16 protein-coding genes are annotated in these 18,175 nt (G+C 37.4%); 2 read left to right on the forward strand and 14 right to left on the reverse strand.

The window, feature by feature from the left end:
- Positions 1–47: 47 nt before the first annotated feature.
- The 12 genes from TY13_RS14285 to cobA form a co-directional block, all read right to left on the reverse strand.
- A complete protein-coding gene (locus TY13_RS14285; RefSeq protein ID WP_042477359.1) occupies positions 48–779 on the reverse strand; it encodes a GntR family transcriptional regulator in 732 nt (243 codons plus the stop codon).
- A 73-nt stretch (positions 780–852) separates the two neighbouring features.
- A complete protein-coding gene (gene nagA, locus TY13_RS14290) occupies positions 853–2,031 on the reverse strand; it encodes an N-acetylglucosamine-6-phosphate deacetylase (protein ID WP_042477362.1) in 1,179 nt (392 codons plus the stop codon).
- Entirely contained in the window at positions 2,028–2,693 is a 666-nt protein-coding gene (locus TY13_RS14295) for a YesL family protein (RefSeq protein ID WP_042477364.1), read from the reverse strand. Before TY13_RS14295 ends, nagA begins: the two co-directional genes overlap by 4 nt.
- A gap of 143 nt (positions 2,694–2,836) precedes the next feature.
- Complete coding sequence (locus TY13_RS14300) at positions 2,837–4,459, reverse strand: extracellular solute-binding protein (RefSeq protein ID WP_042477368.1); 1,623 nt, start codon at positions 4,457–4,459, stop codon at positions 2,837–2,839.
- A gap of 18 nt (positions 4,460–4,477) precedes the next feature.
- Positions 4,478–5,362, reverse strand: coding sequence for a carbohydrate ABC transporter permease (locus tag TY13_RS14305; protein WP_042477369.1), 885 nt, complete (start codon positions 5,360–5,362; stop codon positions 4,478–4,480).
- A 7-nt stretch (positions 5,363–5,369) separates the two neighbouring features.
- The gene (locus TY13_RS14310; RefSeq protein WP_042477370.1) at positions 5,370–6,359 is read right to left on the reverse strand and encodes an ABC transporter permease; all 990 of its coding nucleotides are present in this window, start codon (positions 6,357–6,359) and stop codon (positions 5,370–5,372) included.
- Between the two features lie 27 nt (positions 6,360–6,386).
- Complete coding sequence (locus TY13_RS14315) at positions 6,387–7,529, reverse strand: Gfo/Idh/MocA family protein (protein ID WP_042477372.1); 1,143 nt, start codon at positions 7,527–7,529, stop codon at positions 6,387–6,389.
- Positions 7,530–8,172: 643 nt separating this feature from the next.
- The gene (gene cysI / locus TY13_RS14320) at positions 8,173–9,891 is read right to left on the reverse strand and encodes an assimilatory sulfite reductase (NADPH) hemoprotein subunit (RefSeq protein ID WP_042477375.1); all 1,719 of its coding nucleotides are present in this window, start codon (positions 9,889–9,891) and stop codon (positions 8,173–8,175) included.
- Between the two features lie 25 nt (positions 9,892–9,916).
- Positions 9,917–11,728, reverse strand: coding sequence for an assimilatory sulfite reductase (NADPH) flavoprotein subunit (locus tag TY13_RS14325; protein ID WP_042477377.1), 1,812 nt, complete (start codon positions 11,726–11,728; stop codon positions 9,917–9,919).
- Positions 11,729–11,756: 28 nt separating this feature from the next.
- Positions 11,757–11,903, reverse strand: coding sequence for a YezD family protein (locus TY13_RS14330; RefSeq protein WP_042477380.1), 147 nt, complete (start codon positions 11,901–11,903; stop codon positions 11,757–11,759).
- 14 nt (positions 11,904–11,917) lie between these two features.
- Positions 11,918–12,652 (reverse strand): sirohydrochlorin chelatase, encoded by a 735-nt coding sequence (locus tag TY13_RS14335; RefSeq protein ID WP_042477384.1) that lies wholly within the window; start codon positions 12,650–12,652, stop codon positions 11,918–11,920.
- Between the two features lie 15 nt (positions 12,653–12,667).
- Entirely contained in the window at positions 12,668–13,447 is a 780-nt protein-coding gene (gene cobA, locus TY13_RS14340) for a uroporphyrinogen-III C-methyltransferase (RefSeq protein WP_042477386.1), read from the reverse strand.
- Positions 13,448–13,613: 166 nt separating this feature from the next.
- On the opposite strand from cobA, the gene TY13_RS14345 reads away from it, so the two are divergent.
- Positions 13,614–14,501, forward strand: a complete 888-nt coding sequence (locus tag TY13_RS14345; RefSeq protein WP_042477389.1) for a LysR family transcriptional regulator — start codon at positions 13,614–13,616, stop codon at positions 14,499–14,501.
- A gap of 21 nt (positions 14,502–14,522) precedes the next feature.
- Positions 14,523–15,344, forward strand: coding sequence for a 3'(2'),5'-bisphosphate nucleotidase CysQ (gene cysQ, locus TY13_RS14350; protein WP_042477391.1), 822 nt, complete (start codon positions 14,523–14,525; stop codon positions 15,342–15,344).
- Positions 15,345–15,427: 83 nt separating this feature from the next.
- Here the strand turns inward: cysQ and cysC are convergent, their stop codons facing one another.
- Positions 15,428–17,254 (reverse strand): adenylyl-sulfate kinase, encoded by a 1,827-nt coding sequence (gene cysC, locus TY13_RS14355; protein WP_042477394.1) that lies wholly within the window; start codon positions 17,252–17,254, stop codon positions 15,428–15,430.
- Entirely contained in the window at positions 17,255–18,154 is a 900-nt protein-coding gene (gene cysD, locus TY13_RS14360; RefSeq protein ID WP_042477396.1) for a sulfate adenylyltransferase subunit CysD, read from the reverse strand.
- Positions 18,155–18,175 lie beyond the last annotated feature (21 nt).

Raw genomic sequence — 18,175 nt, forward strand, 5'->3', positions numbered from 1 at the left:
GTTGGTATAATTTAAAACGCAGAAACTCATAGAAAATGACTATGAGTTTAGTTTAGCTCTGTGTAGAAGCGACAACGGTCACCTCTTACAATGGAAATACAAAATTCTACAGGCCGATCTAATGTATCAAATGCTGTTCGCTCAAGTAATAGAGCAGGTCGCCCTACATCTGTTTTTAATAAATGTGCCTCATCCTTTCGAATAAGTACAGGCTCAAAAGCTTCTTTAGCTCTTACAACAACAATATCTAAACGCTGTGCTAATAAACTATATAATGAAACTGAGCTAACCTCGTTTAGAATATCGATATCTTTGATGATTTTTTTCGGTAAAAAAGAAGATTCCAATACGATTGGCTCATTGTCTGCAAAACGTAGTCGCTTCACTTCAATAACTTGTTCATCCTCTTCTAATTCAAGACCCTGTCTTACTTTTGTAGAAGGATATACTACTTGGATTTCCAATACTTCATCCCTTGGATTTAACCCTTTTTCCTGTAAAACGCGGCTGAAGCTATAGAAACCACCAAGTGACTGTTCGAATCGTGGCTTCGAAACAAATGTACCTTTGCCTTGAATACGATACAGTTTCCCTTCTTGCACTAATTCTTCAATCGCTTTTTTGGCTGTATTACGGCTCACCGAAAACATTTCCATCAATTGATTTTCTGAATCTATTTTATCCTCTGGCTTCCATTCGCCTGATTGGATTTTAGCTGATAATCTTTGTTTCAATTGGTGATACAATGGAATTACACTCGTTGAATCTAAAGGTCTCATATTTTCACATCCTCTTCCTCATCTGTTGTTATCATCAATATATCATCTAATTAAAAGGATGCCTATTCTTATATTATTTCTGTTCAAAAGCTAAGCTCCCTAAACAGAAGGTTTTTTCTACTTCTCCATTAGTATTTAACCATACTATATCAGCATCTTTTCCTACAGCAAGCGAGCCTTTTTTATCAGCAATACCTAAATGAATTGCTTGATTCAAAGATACAAGGCGAACTTGTTCACTTAATGATAAAGAGAGCCATGCTTCTATATTTTTTCTTGCCTCATTCATATTTAATACACTTCCTGCTAATGAGCCTGTCTTGCGTTGGATACAGCAATTATTTACTACCTCTACCTCTTCGCCACCAAGCGAATATACTCCATCTGGCATCCCTTTCGCACGAATACCATCAGTAATAACAAGCATTCGCTCTAGCCCTTTCATTTTGCGTACTAATGCTAGTAAATCTTTATGAAAATGCACATTGTCTGGAATTAACTCGACGTATACTTCATCCTCTAGCAACACTGCACCTGCAACACCTGGATCGCGATGATGAATACCTCGCATCCCATTAAATAAATGTGTTGCATGTGTAACACCTGCCCTAATTGCCTGAATTGTCGTAGCATAATCCGCATCTGAATGGCCAATTGAGGCAATAATACCTTTTTGACATAATGTTTTTAGCAATGCGAAATCTATATCCTCTTCAGGTGCAAATGTTACAAGGCGTATTATATGATTCGACTGTTCATGTAAATGATGAAACTGCTGTACGTTAGGCTTCAAAATAGCTGCTTCAGGTTGCGCCCCCTTTTTAGAACGATTAATAAAAGGACCTTCTAAATGAATGCCCAACATTTGCGCTACATCATTTGGCTGGTTAGCATTATATACCGCAAGTGCGCAAATAGCTGCTTCAATTTCTGGCATTGGGCAAGTCATTGTAGTTGCTAAAAAGGAAGTTACACCTTCACTGGCCAAATGCCTAGCTATTTCAGCATAGTACTTTGGATTAGCATCCATAAAATCATAGCCGATTGCACCGTGAATATGTATATCAATCATGCCAGGTATCACATAGCCTTGCTGCTCGCAATCAATTACATTTTCCATCATTAATAAGGGAGGGCAGTGCTCCATTTTATCTAGCGCTGCAATTTTTCCATCTTTCATTTGTAAAAAGCCATTAAATAAAATGCCATCTTCCATTACAATATTGGCATGAATAAGCCAAGTATGCTTCATGAAGTTACTCCTTCCTCATGATAATGACCGATTTTCGATTTCCCTTCTGCCTCTTCCTTCATTTTAAAAATATGTGAAGACATCCATGTTAAAAATAAAGCTGTTATACTAATTCCAAAGAACGGTAGTAGTCCTGGAACCCAAGTAAAAATTCGGTATAAAATAGCAAGACCAATAGCTGACCCGATCATCTGAAGAGGGTAGGATATGCTAAATACTATAGAGACAGCAAAATAACGCGTAAAGGGTAGCTCATAGTGGGCATAGATTTGGAAAATATTCAACACCATAATTACATAGAGTATGCTAAATGTAATAAATACAGTGAACAATAATAAACCTACTGTACCCCTCATCGAAGAAATAATTTGGAAGTTAATTGTTAAAAAATAGCCAACAACTAAAATAATCAAACCTATTTTATTAGAAGCAATAAACTCCTGCTTATATGTTTTCCAATAAGTTTTCGTAAGATATTTTAAATCATCTTCTCCTTGTAATCTTTTTCTTAGTACAGTGAACATAGCTATTGTAGCAGGTGTTATACCGAACAGCCCAAAGCCAACAATTGTTAAACCAATCCACAGTAGTTGTAATACTGCTAACAGTGTAATTAATTCAACAGCCCAATATAGCTTTCCTTTCCAGCCCTCAAATTTCATTTACTATGCCCCCTCATACTTCTCTATACTATTAGATAGAAATGCATGCACGATGATATGCATCGTGCATGATTGTTTACATTATCCTGCATTAACAAACAATAAGTGGTGGATAAAAGTCTCCCACTAATTAAAGCTTTACTTTATTGTTTTGTACGATCGTATGCTGCTTGAGCTACTTCCATATAGCTTTCTAAGCCCATTTTTTCAATTGTCTTTTTGTATTCTTCCCATTTATCAAAGCTTGCTTTCCCTGTAATAAAGTTTGCAGCCATTTCATCTACATATGTTTGAATATCCGTTAAAATAGCTGATACTTTATCATTTTCTTCTAAAGTAAAGTTCAAGCCCGGAATAATATCCTCGTCCTTTAATGCATATGGCATTACTTGCTCTGCATTTTTAATTGAGTTTTCTTTTGCCTCTGCTCCTTGGAAATATTTTTGCGTTACAATTCCTGGATAATAACCACCTGGCCATGTTAAGTAATCACTAATTGCTTGGTCTAAATTTTTACCATCTGGGTTATTTGTAATTGTTTCTAAATACTTAAAGTTTCCTTCAGCATCTTCCTCATAAGTAACACCTTCAAAGCCCATGAAGAACATTTTTGTTCCTTCCTCACCATATAAATGGTCAATCCAACGCACCATAGCCTCTGGATTTTTCGCTTTATCTGTAATTACAAACATCCCTAAGTTTCCAAGACCATTAGACATCGCAGTATATTGACGGTCACCGTTTGGTCCCTCTAACACTTGTGCTCCTACGTAGTTATCTAATTTAAACAGCTCTTTTGGGTCTACCTCGCTTAGCATACCGAATGTTCCCTTAACCGCTTCTGCTGCAAATTTTTGTGGCTCTGTTGTAAAAATATCTTTGTTAATTAAGCCTTCACTATATAGCTTATTTAAAAACTGTAGTAATTGTTTATACTCATCTGTTGTTGGAACGAAACGGAATTCCTCTGTGCCTGGCTTAAAATCAAGGTTAATATTCATTGTACCTTGCTTGTTTAAGCCAAATGAACCTCTTAAATAATTAATATGCTGTCTAATACCGTAGCCAGTTCCCCAACCTTCTTCATCTTGAATGCCATTACCATTAGGGTCCTGTTCTTTAAACGCCTTTAGCACTTGATATAATTCTTCTGTTGTTTCAGGTGATTTTAAACCTAATTTATCAAGCCACTCCTGATTAATCCATGGTGCACCTACACGAAGAGATTGGAATTTTGGGTCGTAAATTGTTGGGAAGCCATAAATATTGCCGTCTGCCATTGTAATCCCTTGTTTTACACTTGGATATTCCTCTAAAAGCTTTTTAAAGTTTGGCGCATACTTTTCAATATAATCATTCAATGGTACAAATACACCCTGTTGCCCATACTTAATTAAGTCCGTTCTTGAAAATGCTGATGCAAAGAAAATTTCTGGATAATCACCCGCAGCTAGTAATAAATTCTTTTTCTCTGCTAATGCTTCTGTTTGCACAGTAGTCCAGTTAATATGAATGTTAGACATTTTCTCATATTCTTCCCAAAGCATTAGTTTGTTCCAATCCTGTGAAGCAAAGAATTTAGCTGCAAAGCCATCCACATCGATTTTTTCCTTTACTATTGGCATACTAGCTTCATTAAAGTTGTCTAAATTAGCGTTAGTATTAGCCTCATTATTACCACCTTTATCTCCACATGCAGTTAAAATACTTGTAGCTAACATCATACTTGCAACTAAACCATATACATGTTTCTTTTTTACTGTCATAGAAATCTCCCCTATTCTTTAACCTTTTAATGAACCAATCATGACACCTTTTACAAAATATCTTTGTAAGAATGGATAAAGCATTAGCATTGGTAGGTTAGCAACGATTAAAACAGCATATTTTAACCCTTCAACGCTAAGTTTTTGAGCTAAGAAACTTTCTGAAGTTGCTTGAATCATATCGTCAGCCTGTCCTTGAATTAAAATCTGTCTAAGGATTAGCTGAAGCGGGAACTTATTTTGGTCTTGTAAATAAATTAATGCTTGGAAATATGAATTCCAATGTCCTACTGAATAAAACAGCACCATAACAGCGATTACAGGGAATGAGAGTGGTAAAATAATGCTCCACAAAATACGGAAGTTCCCTGCTCCATCAATTGTTGCAGATTCCTCTAATTCATAAGGAATTGACTGGAAGAATGTACGCATAATAATGATGTTCCATACAGCCACTGCATTCGGGATAATCATTACCCAAAATGTATTAATCATCCCTAAATCACGAATAAGTAAATAGGTAGGAATTAGACCTCCACTAAAAAACATTGTGAATACCATAAATGCCATAATGAAGCCTTTTCCTTTTAAATCTCTACGAGAGAGAGGGTAAGCTGCACAAATTGTCATTACAACGTTCAGTAGTGTACCAAAAAACGTATATTTCATTGTGTTAATGAAGCCGTTAATAATATCTGGGTTTTTGAATACCTTTTCATATGCCTCAATAGTAAATTCTTTTGGCCATAGCCACATTTCTCCTGAAATAACGTATTGTGGATTACTAAACGAAGCACTTAAGACAAACAGCAACGGATAAAGTACAATTATCGCAACAACTGCAAGGAAAATATAATTAAAAATTGTAAACGCTCGATCGCCTCTTGATTCTCTCAATCCCATCACTCCCTTACCATAAACTTGTGTCACTTACTTTTTTAGCTACTTTATTCACCATAATAAGTAAGATAAAGTTGATGATTGAGTTGAACAATCCTACAGCAGCTGAGAAGCTATATTGCGCCTCTAAAATACCACTACGGTATACAAATGTTGAAATAACATCTGATGCAGACATGTTTAAATCATTTTGCATTAAAAATACTTTTTCGAATCCGACAGCCATTACTGAACCCATGTTCAAGATGAATAAAATAATAATCGTCGGCATAATTGCAGGTATATTAATATGAATGATTCTTTGGAATTTCGATGCCCCATCCATCATTGCTGCCTCATGCTGCGCTGGGTCTACAGCTGCTAATGCTGCAATATATATAATCGAACTCCAGCCCATTGTTTGCCATACATCTGATAGCACATAAATAGATTTGAACCATGCCGGCTCAGAAATAAAGTCAAGTGGTGTGCCGCCAAATAATACAAGCACTTGGTTAATCATTCCGTCAGGTTTTAAGAACAACAGCAACATTCCGACAACAACAACTGTTGATAAAAAGTGTGGTGCATAAATAACCGTTTGGACAAACTTTTTAAAGCGCAGGCTTTTTACCTCATTTAACAATAGTGCGATGATAATAGGTACTGGGAATGATACAAGCAATGTAAATACCCCGATACCAATCGTATTTTTAATTAATCTCCAAAAGTAATAACTATCAAAGAAGCGTTCGAAATGTTTAAAGCCTACCCATGGACTTCCTGTAATCCCTTTAGTAGCTATAAAATCCTTAAAGGCAATTTGCAAACCATATAAAGGGTAGTAATGGAAAACTAAGAAGTAAAGGATAACTGGTGTAAGTAATAAATAGAGCTGCCAGTTTTTCTTAAAAGCCTTTTTCCATTCAAGCCAATGATTTTTCTTTACCTTTGTTTTTTTGCTAGAAAAACCTTGATCCTTAGATGCTTCTTCAACAGTGGTCTTATTTAACAGTGTCATACCCATCCCCCTGTTTTATTGATTTTGCTAAATTGTAGATTCCTGTGAAATTTCTACAACCTTACCTCCATTGCGAAGCGATTCTGTTGCTGCACAGCCTACTGCAACACTCATACGTCCAGCAAATGGCGTTGTTAAAGGCTCTTTATTATAAAGCACTAAGTCTACGAAATCTTGTGCAATTTTAGGGTCTGCGCCACCATGACCACCGTTTTCAGGCTTCATTTCATACACTACATCGCTCAATTCTTGCCAAGAATTTTGCTTACGTGTTTTTAAATACACTTTATTGTTAACATCATCATTTTCAATACGACCTTTCGTACCAATGAATGTATAGTTTCTTGAGTAATCTGGCGTGAAGTGACATTGTAGATAAGAAGCTTTAATGCCATCTTCAAGCTCCATAATAAGCATGTTGTTATCTTCGACGTCGATTTCTTCTCGGAATGCACATTCCGTAAATGTATGCGGTACATATTCAGGACACGTATCTTTTTTATCGCATGTTGGACATGTTAATGTGTTCGGCTGGTTGCCACCATAGTAATCTAAGCTACCAAAAGCTGATACCTTTGTAGCGTATTTGCCTGAAATCCAATGGATAACATCTAAATCATGCGATGCTTTCTGTAATAATAGAGATGTTGTATTTCTTGAGTTACCATGCCAATCATGATAGTAGAAGTAGCCACCAAAGCCTACAAAATGGCGTACCCAAATTGCCTTTAATTCTCCGATTGCACCAGAGTCAATTAAACCTTTCATCGTTTGGTACATGCTCATATAACGCATATTGAAGCCAACCATTAAATGCTTGCCTGATTTTTTCCATGCATCTAAAATACGGTCACAGCCCTCTACCGTAATCGCTAATGGCTTTTCAGCATAAACATGCTTCCCAGCCTCTAAGCAAGCAATCACATGCTCTTCATGTAGGTAGTCTGGCGATAATACAGCAATAGCATCAATATCATCTTTTGTTAACAGCTCTTTATAATCTTTAGTCAAAAATAATGGTGTATCAAACTTCGCTTGAAATTTTTCTTGTCTTTCTTCTGAAATATCTGCTAAAGCTACAATTTCAGATTCTCCATCAGGCTTATGCCAGTATTGCGCTAAACTGCCTCGTAATCCTGCGCCGATAACGCCGATTCGTACTTTCTTCATTAATTTTCCCCCTCATATAAATATGCACTTCACGTAAACGCTTTCATCAATTGCATCTTAGCTAGTCATTGTCCAGCTTTTTTTAAGCTGATTCGTGAAGGTTAACCTAAATAGTCATGCTCTGTAACATCCGTCAGAGCTCTTATCTTGCTTCAACGATGTTTAAGACACTACAAAAATAGCAATCTTTCGTATATATGCCTTTGTAAAACATTTTTTGAATCAAGATAACAAGCGTAAAAAATATTCACGACAACACCACTACATGTCAACAGGTTGTAGGTACAAGTTAGTGTAATATATTGCCTTGAATATTCCGAAAATTGCGCTGGAATAACTATATATTTTAGAGCCTAAATATGTCAATACCGAAAATTCTGCTAATTTTGTTTAACATAAAAATTGTCCCCTCTCAAAAACCAATCATATAAATACTTTATCAAAAGCTCAACCTTTCAAAAAAATTTTTTTCTGCTAGACTATTTTTTCTATAAAGAATGGTAAAATTTTTATATTAAAATTCTGACTAATTATTAGCTCTTTTACCTTTCGAAAATAAGTTGTGACAAACACAAAATCCCGCTTAAAAAGCGGGATAAATAGTTATTTCTAAACCTCAAAGCTACTTGGTATAAAAAGTTTATTACGAATGGAAATAGCGACCATCTGTTACTGCCTCTACATAACCTTGACGAATAACAAAGTCGCCAAAATGCTCCTGCTCCTCTCGCTCTTTTGCATAACGCTCGAATATCGGACGCAATATTGCAAGGATTTCCTCTTCACCTATATTTTCACGGTAAATTTTATTTAAGCGTTGACCTGTAAAATCGCCACCTAAATATAAATTATATTTGCCAGGTCCTTTTCCGATAAAGCCGATTTCTCCCATTGCAGCTCTTGAACAGCCATTTGGGCAGCCTGACATTCTTATACCAATTTCCGTTTCAAGTAAACCAAACTCTTCTAGTATACTATCAATTTTTGTAATTAATGTTGGCAAATATCGCTCTGCCTCGGCCATTGCTAAACCACATGTTGGTAACGATACGCAGGCAATAGAGTTACGACGTAGTGCAGAATAATGAGCACCGTCTGTAATTTTATATTTTTTCAATAAAGCATCAATCACTCGCTTTTTCTGAGGTGCTACATCCGCAATAAGCAAGTTTTGATTTGGTGTTAAACGAAATAAACCTGTATGCACTTTCGCAATTTCTCTTAATCCTGTCATTAATTGATAGTCCTCAAAGTCACGAACACGTCCATTTTGAATAAATAGCGTAAAATGCCATTTACCATCCTCACCTTTAATCCAACCGAATTCATCACCTGTACGGTTAAATGAATACTTGCGAGTCTCCTCAAGCTCCCAGCCTAAACGTTGGTGAAGCTCCTCCTTAAACCAATCAAGCCCACGTGCATCAATTGTATATTTAAAGCGGGCATTTTTACGCACCGAACGGTTTCCGTAATCGCGTTGAATCGTTAAAATTTTCTCTGCCGTTTCCAGTAAACGCTCTTTCGGAATATAGCCGACTAAACGTCCAAGCTGTGGATATGTAGCAGTATCCCCATGTGTCATACCCATACCGCCACCAACAGCAACATTAAAGCCGATTAATTTATTATTTTCCACAATGGCAATAAAGCCAATATCCTGAGAAAAAACATCTATATCATTACTTGGGGGGATAGCAATGCCGATTTTAAATTTACGTGGTAAATAAAGTGCGCCATACATTGGCTCAACCTCTTTTTCTTGCCCGTCATAAACCTTTTCCCCATCTAACCATAGCTCGTGGTATGCTTGTGTTTTTGGCAATAAATGTTCACTTAATTTTACTGACCACGTATATACTTCCTCATGTAGCTGAGATTGATTTGGGTTAACATTACACATCACGTTACGATTCACGTCACCACACGCCGCAATACAATCTAACAATGCTTCATGAATTTCCTGCATATATTTTTTCATATTCCACTTCAAAATTCCATGTACTTGGAAAGCTTGTCGTGTCGTTAGCTTTAATGAGCCATTGCCATACTTTCTCCCCATCTCATCCATTACAAGCCATTGCGCTGGTGTCGCAGCTCCACCTGGTGTACGAACACGTGCCATAAATTGATAAGCAGGCTCTAGTTTTTGTTTTTGACGCTCGTTACGCAAATCGCGGTCATCCTGCAAATAGCTCCCATGAAACTTCATTAAGCGGTTATCATCATCGGGAATACCTGAGCTTAATGGATTTTGCATTGTTTCTTCAAGTGTTCCGCGTAAATAGTTACTTTCACTTTTTATACGCTCCACATCGCTTGGTTTACCAGGCTGTGAAGGTAATACGATTTTCTCAGTCATTATTTTCGCCTCATTTCATTTGCCTTTAATACACATCTCTCTGATAACGTTGTTGTTGTTTAAGACTACTTACATATTCAGCTGCTTGCTCGGCTGATTTGCCTCCTTGCTCTGCAACAATCGCATGAATCATTTTATCAACATCTGCTGCCATCGCCTTTTCGTCTCCACAAACGTATATAATGGCTCCTTGCTCAATCCATTCATATAGTTCCTTTGCATGCTCCTGTAAGCGATGCTGTACATATATTTTCTGGTCACCATCACGAGAGAACGCTGTTGTTAAGTTGGTTAATGCCCCATCCTTTATCCAGCCCTGCCAATCTGTTTGATATAAATAATCTGTTACAAAATGCTGATCTCCAAAAAATAACCACGATTTCCCCTCTGCCTCGCGTGCTGCACGCTCCTCTATAAATGAACGGAACGGTGCAATCCCTGTACCAGCACCAATCATAATAATTGCTGTAGCATCGTCCTGTGGCAATTTAAAATTAGGGTTAGAATGAATGTAGATAGGTAACTTTTGACCAATTTCAATACGCTCTGCAATCTGACCTGAGCATACCCCTTGTCGACCGCGCCCATCTGTTTCATAGCTTACTTTCCCAATTGTTAAATGTGCCTCATCTTCATTTGCAGCTTGACTAGAGGCAATTGAATATAAACGCGCTGGAATTTTGCGTAGCAATTCAACAAACTGCTGTGCATTCCATGAAAAGGGGCCGTAGTTTTGCACTACGTCTAATAAATCACGCCCATACACGTAGTCCTTCCATTTATAATTGTCTTGCACAAGTGCCGCAAAGTCTGGGTTTACCGTATAGTTTTGAATTTTTTGCAGTAGCGGCTTTGATAAAACAGTAATTTCAAGCTTCTTTTGTAATGCCTCTGCTAATGTTAAGGACTGTTGCTCAACTGTTACCACTTCCGTTTGCTGAAAGCCAAGTGCTTCAATTAAAATTCCGACTAGCTGCTCATCATTTTCTGGTAAAATTCCTATGCTGTCTCCAGGTGCATATGTTAAGCCAGATCCTTCTAATGAAAGCTCAAGATGATACGTTACTTTATTAGAGCCGCGCCCATTTAAATTAATTTTTTCAAGCACCTCTGCATAAAACGGATTTTTCTTAGAGTATTCTGAGCCTCCTACTTCTTTAGTTGCCGTATTAACTTGAGATAAAGCAGCTTGTGCATCGTTAGCAACTATTGCTTTTTTTACATCCTCAAACCATTGTGCTGCTAAAGCATCGTAATCAAGATCACAATCAACGCGAGGTGCGATACGTTGTGCACCAAGCTTTTCTAATTGCTCATCAAAGTCAGCACCAGTTTTACAGAAAAATTCGTAGGAGCTATCCCCTAGTGCTAATACCGAAAACTGTAGATGCTCTAGCTTCGGCGCTCGTTTGCCATATAAAAACTCATGGAACTGAATTGCATTATCTGGTGGTGTTCCTTCACCATGCGTACTAGTAACAATAAATAAGTTTGTTAGCTTCTTTAACTGATTTGTTTTAAACGCTGACATTGATGCAACTGTTACATCTACTCCAGCCTCAGCTAACTTAGCACCAAGCTTTTCTGCTAAGGCTTGCGCATTGCCAGTTTGAGAGCCATATAAAATAGTTGCAGATTGTGGCTCTGTAGCTATTGATTTCACTTCTTCCTCTATGCTGGCAGCTGGTTCCTCTAAAACCGCTACACCTGCTGCTGGCGCAATACTTAAATAACCTGTTAACCAAATTTTTTGATAGTCATTTAATGTAGGTAATAGTACATTTAATTGTTTTACTTGCTCCTCATTAAAAGGACTGTTTAATACTTGTAAAGTCAAATTTTCCACCTCTCGAATTATTAGCTAATTATTTCAAACGAATTTTTTCGTTCTTTTCAATTTGAACAACATGTCCGTCTTGAATAATGAGTGTAATCGTTCCAAATTTAATTGTTTCTAGCATTTCTTTAATGCTCTCGCACGTAACCTCGCTATTGCTCTTTTGCTTTGACATAGATGTCCCCCTCCTCACTTATTCAATAGCTCCTGTACTCGTTCTAAAAGCACTTGCTGAACATTTTCGCCATAGCCTAAGCTGGCACATAAAATAAACCGTGAACTATCGAATTGCAGCTCCTTTATACTTTTTTCAATCCCTCTACTTAACAAACCCGAAAACAATAAATAAGGAACAATAAATAATTGCTTAACATTCCTTTTTTTAATCATTTCCAATGCATCATGAAAAGCTGGACCTGCTCCATATAAAAAACATGCGCTTACGGAATGAAAGCCAAATTTCTTCTGGACATGCTCGCTTATTTCTAGCATGTCACGCACAACCGCTGTGTCACTACTGCCACGACCAATTAATAGCACTTCCGCATCCTGTAAAATATCTATTTGCTGTTCAACAATGCGTTTATAAATCGTATCAATCAATTTGTCATGAATACCAAATGGTTGACCAAAAGTGAATTGTACATGCGGATAAATGAACCGAGCCTTTTCTATCTCTGCTGGAATATCTTCCTTTGCATGCTGAGCTGTTAACAGTAATAATGGAACAATCGCTATTTTTGTTGCTCCACGCTCTACACAATTTTTTACGCCTTGCAAAATATCCGGCTCTACTAGCTCTAAAAATGAAATTTCCTGAATGTCTATATTAATTTCTTTTTTTATATTTTCGATAAATTGAATTGCCTCTTCGACACCTTGCTTTACTCTTGTACCGTGACCGACATATAAAATCGCCTGCATTCCATCACCCGCTTTTTACACGACGCTCTCTTTTAATAAGTCTAGCGCCTCCTTTTTTTGTTCAAACCATTGAATTTTCTCTCTTAGCGAAACAACCTCACCAACGATAATAATGCTTGGGTTTTTCACTTGAGTTTCCTGTGCAATTTCCACAATTGTTACAAGTGTCCCAGTTACTGTCTGCTGCTCCTCGAATGTTCCCATATAAACAAGTGCCACAGGTGTTGTAGCAGAGCGTCCATATTTTAAAAGATTTTGGCATATATATGGTAAATTCCCTACCCCCATATAAATAGCTAATGTATCAACCCCATTAGCGAGACTTTCCCACTTTATTGAATCGTCCTTACCTTCTTTCATATGTCCTGTCACAATGGCAAAGCTTGAGCCGAAATCTCTGTGCGTAACGGGAATTCCTGCATAAGCAGGAGCTGCAATGCCTGCTGTAATACCAGGAACAATTTCATATGGAATATGATTCTCTGCAAGTACCTCAGCCTCCTCAGCCCCCCGACCAAAAACAAAAGGATCTCCACCCTTTAAACGAGTTACAACCTTTCCTTGCTTTGCATACTGAACAAGAGAATGATTAATATGCTCCTGAATCATCGCGTGACGATTCGGAAGTTTGCCACAAAAAATCAATTGCGCATTTGGCTTTGCATAGCTCAGCAACTCGCGATTAATTAAGCGATCATATAAAATAACATCCGCTTCTTTAATGCAGCGAAGCCCTTTTAATGTGATAAGCTCGACATCTCCAGGTCCAGCACCAACAATATAAACTTTCCCCATTTATATCCCTCCATCAAATACATATAATACAAATAAATTAACTACGTTTTTAATTTATATAATTCCAATAAACTTACTTTACTATATGGAGATTGATTGGTAAAATAACAATTAATAATCAACGCAATTAGCAATAGTAATCGCATTGGAGGAAGGGGATAATTAAATGAATATCGAAGAATTACATACTTTTATTAAATTATGTGAAATTAAAAATTTTACGAAAACCGCTGATGCTTTATGTATGTCACAGCCAACAGTGAGCTTGCATATTAAAAATTTAGAAAGAGAATTTCAAACTCAGCTTTTTCAGCGTTCTCCAAAGCTACTATGTATTACACCTACGGGAGAAATATTACTTGAACGTGCCAAACAGATGGTCCAGCTCTATGAGCAAACAAGACAAGATATTTTAGATCATCACCATGCAGTTCGAGGTCATCTAAAAATTGGTGCAAGCTTTACTATTGGAGAATACATACTTCCTCCTTTACTCGCTGAGTTAAAAGAAAAATATCCTGAGCTTTCCTTTCAAATTATTATTGGTAATACTGACGAAATTGTTCAGTATGCTAGGCTGTTTCAAGTCGACATCGGTTTAGTCGAAGGCAAAACAAATGAAAAAGAAATTATCGTAGAGCCATTTAAAGCGGATGAGCTAGTCATTGTTTCCTCTGTCAAGCATCCACTTGCAGCTAAAAAAACAGTAACAATTGCTGACCTCCAAAATGAAGATTGGATTACTCGCGAAATCGGTTCAGGAACAGGCGAATATTTAAAGCAATTTTTACAAGCAAACGAGTTAAAAGTAAAAACATTACTGTCCATCAGCAGCATCCAGGGAATAAAAGAAACAGTTATCAACAATTTAGGTCTTTCTTTATTATCAAGAAGTGTTATTGAACGTGATTTAAAAATGGGAGAGATTCATATAGTGCAGCTAGAGAGCCCTCCTTTTTGGCGAACATTGTCGTATATTTACACTCCCACAATGAAGGAAAAAAGAAATGTAAAAATATTTATTGAGGCATTGCGGGAGTTGAAAACATCGTAAATAAGAAATGGAGTCTATATAATGGAAACAGTTATACAAATTTTAAATATTGTTAATATTGCATTCAAAGCTGGTCAGGAAATTTTAGATGTGTATAATACTGATACAGTTAATGTAGAATTTAAAAATGATGAATCTCCCTTAACAATAGCAGATAAAAAATCACATCATTTGATTTATAATCAGCTTGTAAACGACTATCCTCATATCCCAGTAATCAGTGAGGAAGGCGTAATAATTGATTATGCACAGCGTAGCCACTGGAAAACTGCCTGGTTAGTTGATCCGCTTGATGGCACTAAAGAGTTTATTAAGCGCAATGGAGAATTCACAGTAAATATTGGACTTATTGAAAATGGTACGCCTGTGCTTGGCGTAATTTATTGTCCTGTACTAGATAGCATATATTTTGCTTCTAGTGAAATTGGTTCATATAAATTAACTGACTGTACAGAAAATCTTAAAGAAATCGATACCGAAGAAACTTTACTCGCTCTTTCTCAAAAGTTACCCATTGATACAAATAGAGAATCCTTTGCCATTGCAGTAAGCCGGTCACATTTTTCTAGCGATACCGAGGCCTATATCCAAGCAAAGCGAGAACAGCATCAACATGTAGAGCTTGTGACATCTGGTAGCTCCATTAAAATGTGCCTTGTCGCAGAAGGTAAAGTAGATGTGTACCCCCGACTTAGTTATTCAATGGAATGGGATACGGCTGCCGGTGAAGCAATTGTTAAATATAGTGGCGGTCACGTATTTAATTTCACGACAAAAGAGCCTTTACAATACAATAAACCACAGTTAAAAAATCCATTTCATATTGTGACAAGAAGCAAGTAGTCTCTACTATTAAAACGTAAGAAATCAATTGATTTCTTACGTTTTAATTTTGGGGTTGCTTAGCCTTATGAGCGAATCATCACTTACGCTAATGCCTTTAATACTTCTTTAACAATGTAATCAGTTGCTTCCTCTAAAGAAATATTGCTTGTATCGATTTCAATATGAGGATTTGTTGGCTTCTCATAAGGGCTCGAAATACCTGTAAAATCAGCTATTTCCTGCGCCCGAGCTTTTTGGTAAAGGCCTTTTACATCACGTTTTTCACATACTTCGAGAGGCGTGCTAATGTATATTTCGATATAGGATTCCCCTACAATTTGCTGCGCTTTTCGACGTTCCTGCTCAAAAGGTGAAATAAACGACGTTAATGTAATTAATCCCGCATCGTTCATCAACTTCGCCACTTCAGCAATGCGACGAATGTTTTCAATACGTCCAATCTCATCAAAGCCCAAATCTTTATTTAATCCTAGTCGCACATTATCGCCATCAAGTAGCATCGTATGGTAGCCAAATGACAGAAGGCGCTTTTCAACCTCATTTGCAAGTGTCGATTTGCCTGACCCCGAAAGCCCTGTGAACCATAATGTTAATGGTTTTTGCCCCTTTTGTTCAGCGCGTACTTCTCGCGTCACATCTGTTTGCTGCCAAATAACATTTTTCTCGTCTAAAACTGCCTCTTTAATAACACCACATGCCGCAGTCATATTCGTGATACGGTCAATTAAAATAAAGTTGCCTAACGCTTCATTTCTATCAAAAGAATCAAAAACAATCTTTTCAGACAATGCTATATCACAAGTTGCTAGCTCATTTTTAGTAATTTTATCCGTTACTAAATGCTGCCCTGTATTAATATCTACCTTATGGTGAATCGCCACTATTGTGCTAGGAATAATTTTTGTCCCAACTTTAATTAAATAATTTTTCCCTACTTCAAGCTCTGTATCATCCATCCATAAAATTTGGGCAGTAAATAAATCTGCTACAGCTATATTTTGATCAGTTGTTAGCACACAGCCGCGCGAAACATCCACCTCTCTGTGTAACTGAATCGTAACGGGCTGCCCAGCACTCGCAGATTGCACTTCACGATCTGTTACTAAAATACTTTTAACCTTCGCCTTTTCATAGCTCGGTAAAGTAGTTATTTCATCACCAACTGCAACTACGCCAGCTTCAATTTGCCCTTGAAAGCCTCGGAATGTATGGTTTGGTCTACTGACACGCTGAACTGGCATTAAAAATTCATTTTGCTTCTGTTCATGGCCAATGTCTACTACTTCTAAATACGGTAGCAACGCTAACCCGTCATACCATGGTGTATTTTCGGATTTCCTCGTAATATTATCCCCATTCGTTGCAGAAACTGGAATCGCTTGAACACTTTCAAGGCGAAACTCCTCTATCAACTGTAAGAAATCATTTTTAATTTTAGTAAACCGTACTTCATTAAAATTGATTAAATCCATTTTATTTACAGCTAGCACCAGATTTTTTACGCCCATTAGTGCACAAATACGCGCATGACGCTTCGTTTGAGTTATAACACCCTTCGTTGCATCTACTAGAATAATAGCGAGATCCGCAAATGAAGCACCTACTGCCATATTGCGTGTATACTCTTCATGACCCGGTGTGTCTGCGACGATAAATGAACGATGATCCGTTGTAAAATAACGATAAGCTACATCAATTGTAATGCCTTGTTCTCTCTCAGCTAATAGTCCATCTAAAAGAAGTGAGTAATCAATTTCTCCACCACGGCTTCCTAGCTTACTATCTAGCTCCAATGCCTTTTCTTGATCCGCAAATAATAGCTTGGCATCATACAGCATATGGCCTATTAACGTCGATTTACCATCATCCACACTGCCACACGTAATAAATCTTAATAAACTTCTCATTTAGAAATACCCCTCTCGCTTACGTCTCTCCATACTACCGACAGCTTCTTGATCAATGACACGCGTTGTTCGCTCAGATGTTACAGCCCCTAATGTTTCTTCGATAATTTCATCTAATGTCACTGCTTTGGATTCAACACCACCTGTCAGTGGGTAGCAGCCTAATGTGCGGAAACGGACCTCTTTCATTAAAATTTCTTCGTTTGGCTCTAATCGCATGCGCTCATCATCTACCATGACATAATTGCCCTCACGATAAACGACGGGTCTCTCTTTGGCAAAATACAGTGGTACAATATCGATATTTTCTCTGCGGATATATTGCCAAATATCCTTTTCCGTCCAATTCGAGATTGGGAAAACACGCATGCTCTCACCTTTATGAATTTTCGTGTTAAATTGCTTCCACATTTCAGGGCGCTGATTTTTAGGGTCCCATGCATGATTTTTATTGCGGAATGAAAAGATGCGCTCCTTTGCACGCGACTTTTCTTCGTCACGTCTCCCTCCACCAAAGGCAGCAGTAAATCCATATTTATTTAAACCATCTTTTAATGCCTGTGTTTTCATGATATCCGTATAGGCTGAGCCATGATCAAATGGGTTAATATTTTGCTCAAGCCCCTCTTCATTTGAATGAACAATCATTTCAATGCCCAATTCATTTGCACGACGATCACGAAACTCAATCATTTCTTTAAACTTCCACGTCGTATCAATATGCATAAATGGGAATGGTGGTTTTTCTGGATAAAATGCCTTCATCGCTAAATGCAGCATGACAGAGCTATCCTTCCCAATCGAATAGAGCATAACAGGGTTTTCACATTCCGCCGCTACTTCTCTAATAATATAAATCGCTTCTGCCTCAAGCTGGTCGAGGTGAGTAAGTTCTTTCATTTGCGCTTCTCCTTTTCATCA

The sequence above is a fragment of the Bacillus ndiopicus genome (assembly GCF_000612805.1).
In the GTDB taxonomy this organism is placed as follows: Bacteria; Bacillota; Bacilli; order Bacillales_A; family Planococcaceae; genus Metasolibacillus; species Metasolibacillus ndiopicus.

Bases quoted from the DNA above. Each gene is read 5' to 3' on its own strand.
- TY13_RS14310 (WP_042477370.1), bottom strand. From the start codon at position 6,359: ATGACACTGTTAAATAAGACCACTGTTGAAGAAGCATCTAAGGATCAA.
- cobA (WP_042477386.1), bottom strand. From the start codon at position 13,447: ATGGGGAAAGTTTATATTGTTGGTGCTGGACCTGGAGATGTCGAGCTT.
- cysI (WP_042477375.1), bottom strand. From the start codon at position 9,891: ATGACTGAGAAAATCGTATTACCTTCACAGCCTGGTAAACCAAGCGAT.
- TY13_RS14285 (WP_042477359.1), bottom strand. From the start codon at position 779: ATGAGACCTTTAGATTCAACGAGTGTAATTCCATTGTATCACCAATTG.
- TY13_RS14300 (WP_042477368.1), bottom strand. From the start codon at position 4,459: ATGACAGTAAAAAAGAAACATGTATATGGTTTAGTTGCAAGTATGATG.
- TY13_RS14335 (WP_042477384.1), bottom strand. From the start codon at position 12,652: ATGCAGGCGATTTTATATGTCGGTCACGGTACAAGAGTAAAGCAAGGT.
- TY13_RS14345 (WP_042477389.1), top strand. From the start codon at position 13,614: ATGAATATCGAAGAATTACATACTTTTATTAAATTATGTGAAATTAAA.
- TY13_RS14315 (WP_042477372.1), bottom strand. From the start codon at position 7,529: ATGAAGAAAGTACGAATCGGCGTTATCGGCGCAGGATTACGAGGCAGT.
- TY13_RS14295 (WP_042477364.1), bottom strand. From the start codon at position 2,693: ATGAAATTTGAGGGCTGGAAAGGAAAGCTATATTGGGCTGTTGAATTA.
- cysQ (WP_042477391.1), top strand. From the start codon at position 14,523: ATGGAAACAGTTATACAAATTTTAAATATTGTTAATATTGCATTCAAA.
- TY13_RS14330 (WP_042477380.1), bottom strand. From the start codon at position 11,903: ATGTCAAAGCAAAAGAGCAATAGCGAGGTTACGTGCGAGAGCATTAAA.
- cysD (WP_042477396.1), bottom strand. From the start codon at position 18,154: ATGAAAGAACTTACTCACCTCGACCAGCTTGAGGCAGAAGCGATTTAT.
- cysC (WP_042477394.1), bottom strand. From the start codon at position 17,254: ATGAGAAGTTTATTAAGATTTATTACGTGTGGCAGTGTGGATGATGGT.
- TY13_RS14305 (WP_042477369.1), bottom strand. From the start codon at position 5,362: ATGGGATTGAGAGAATCAAGAGGCGATCGAGCGTTTACAATTTTTAAT.
- nagA (WP_042477362.1), bottom strand. From the start codon at position 2,031: ATGAAGCATACTTGGCTTATTCATGCCAATATTGTAATGGAAGATGGC.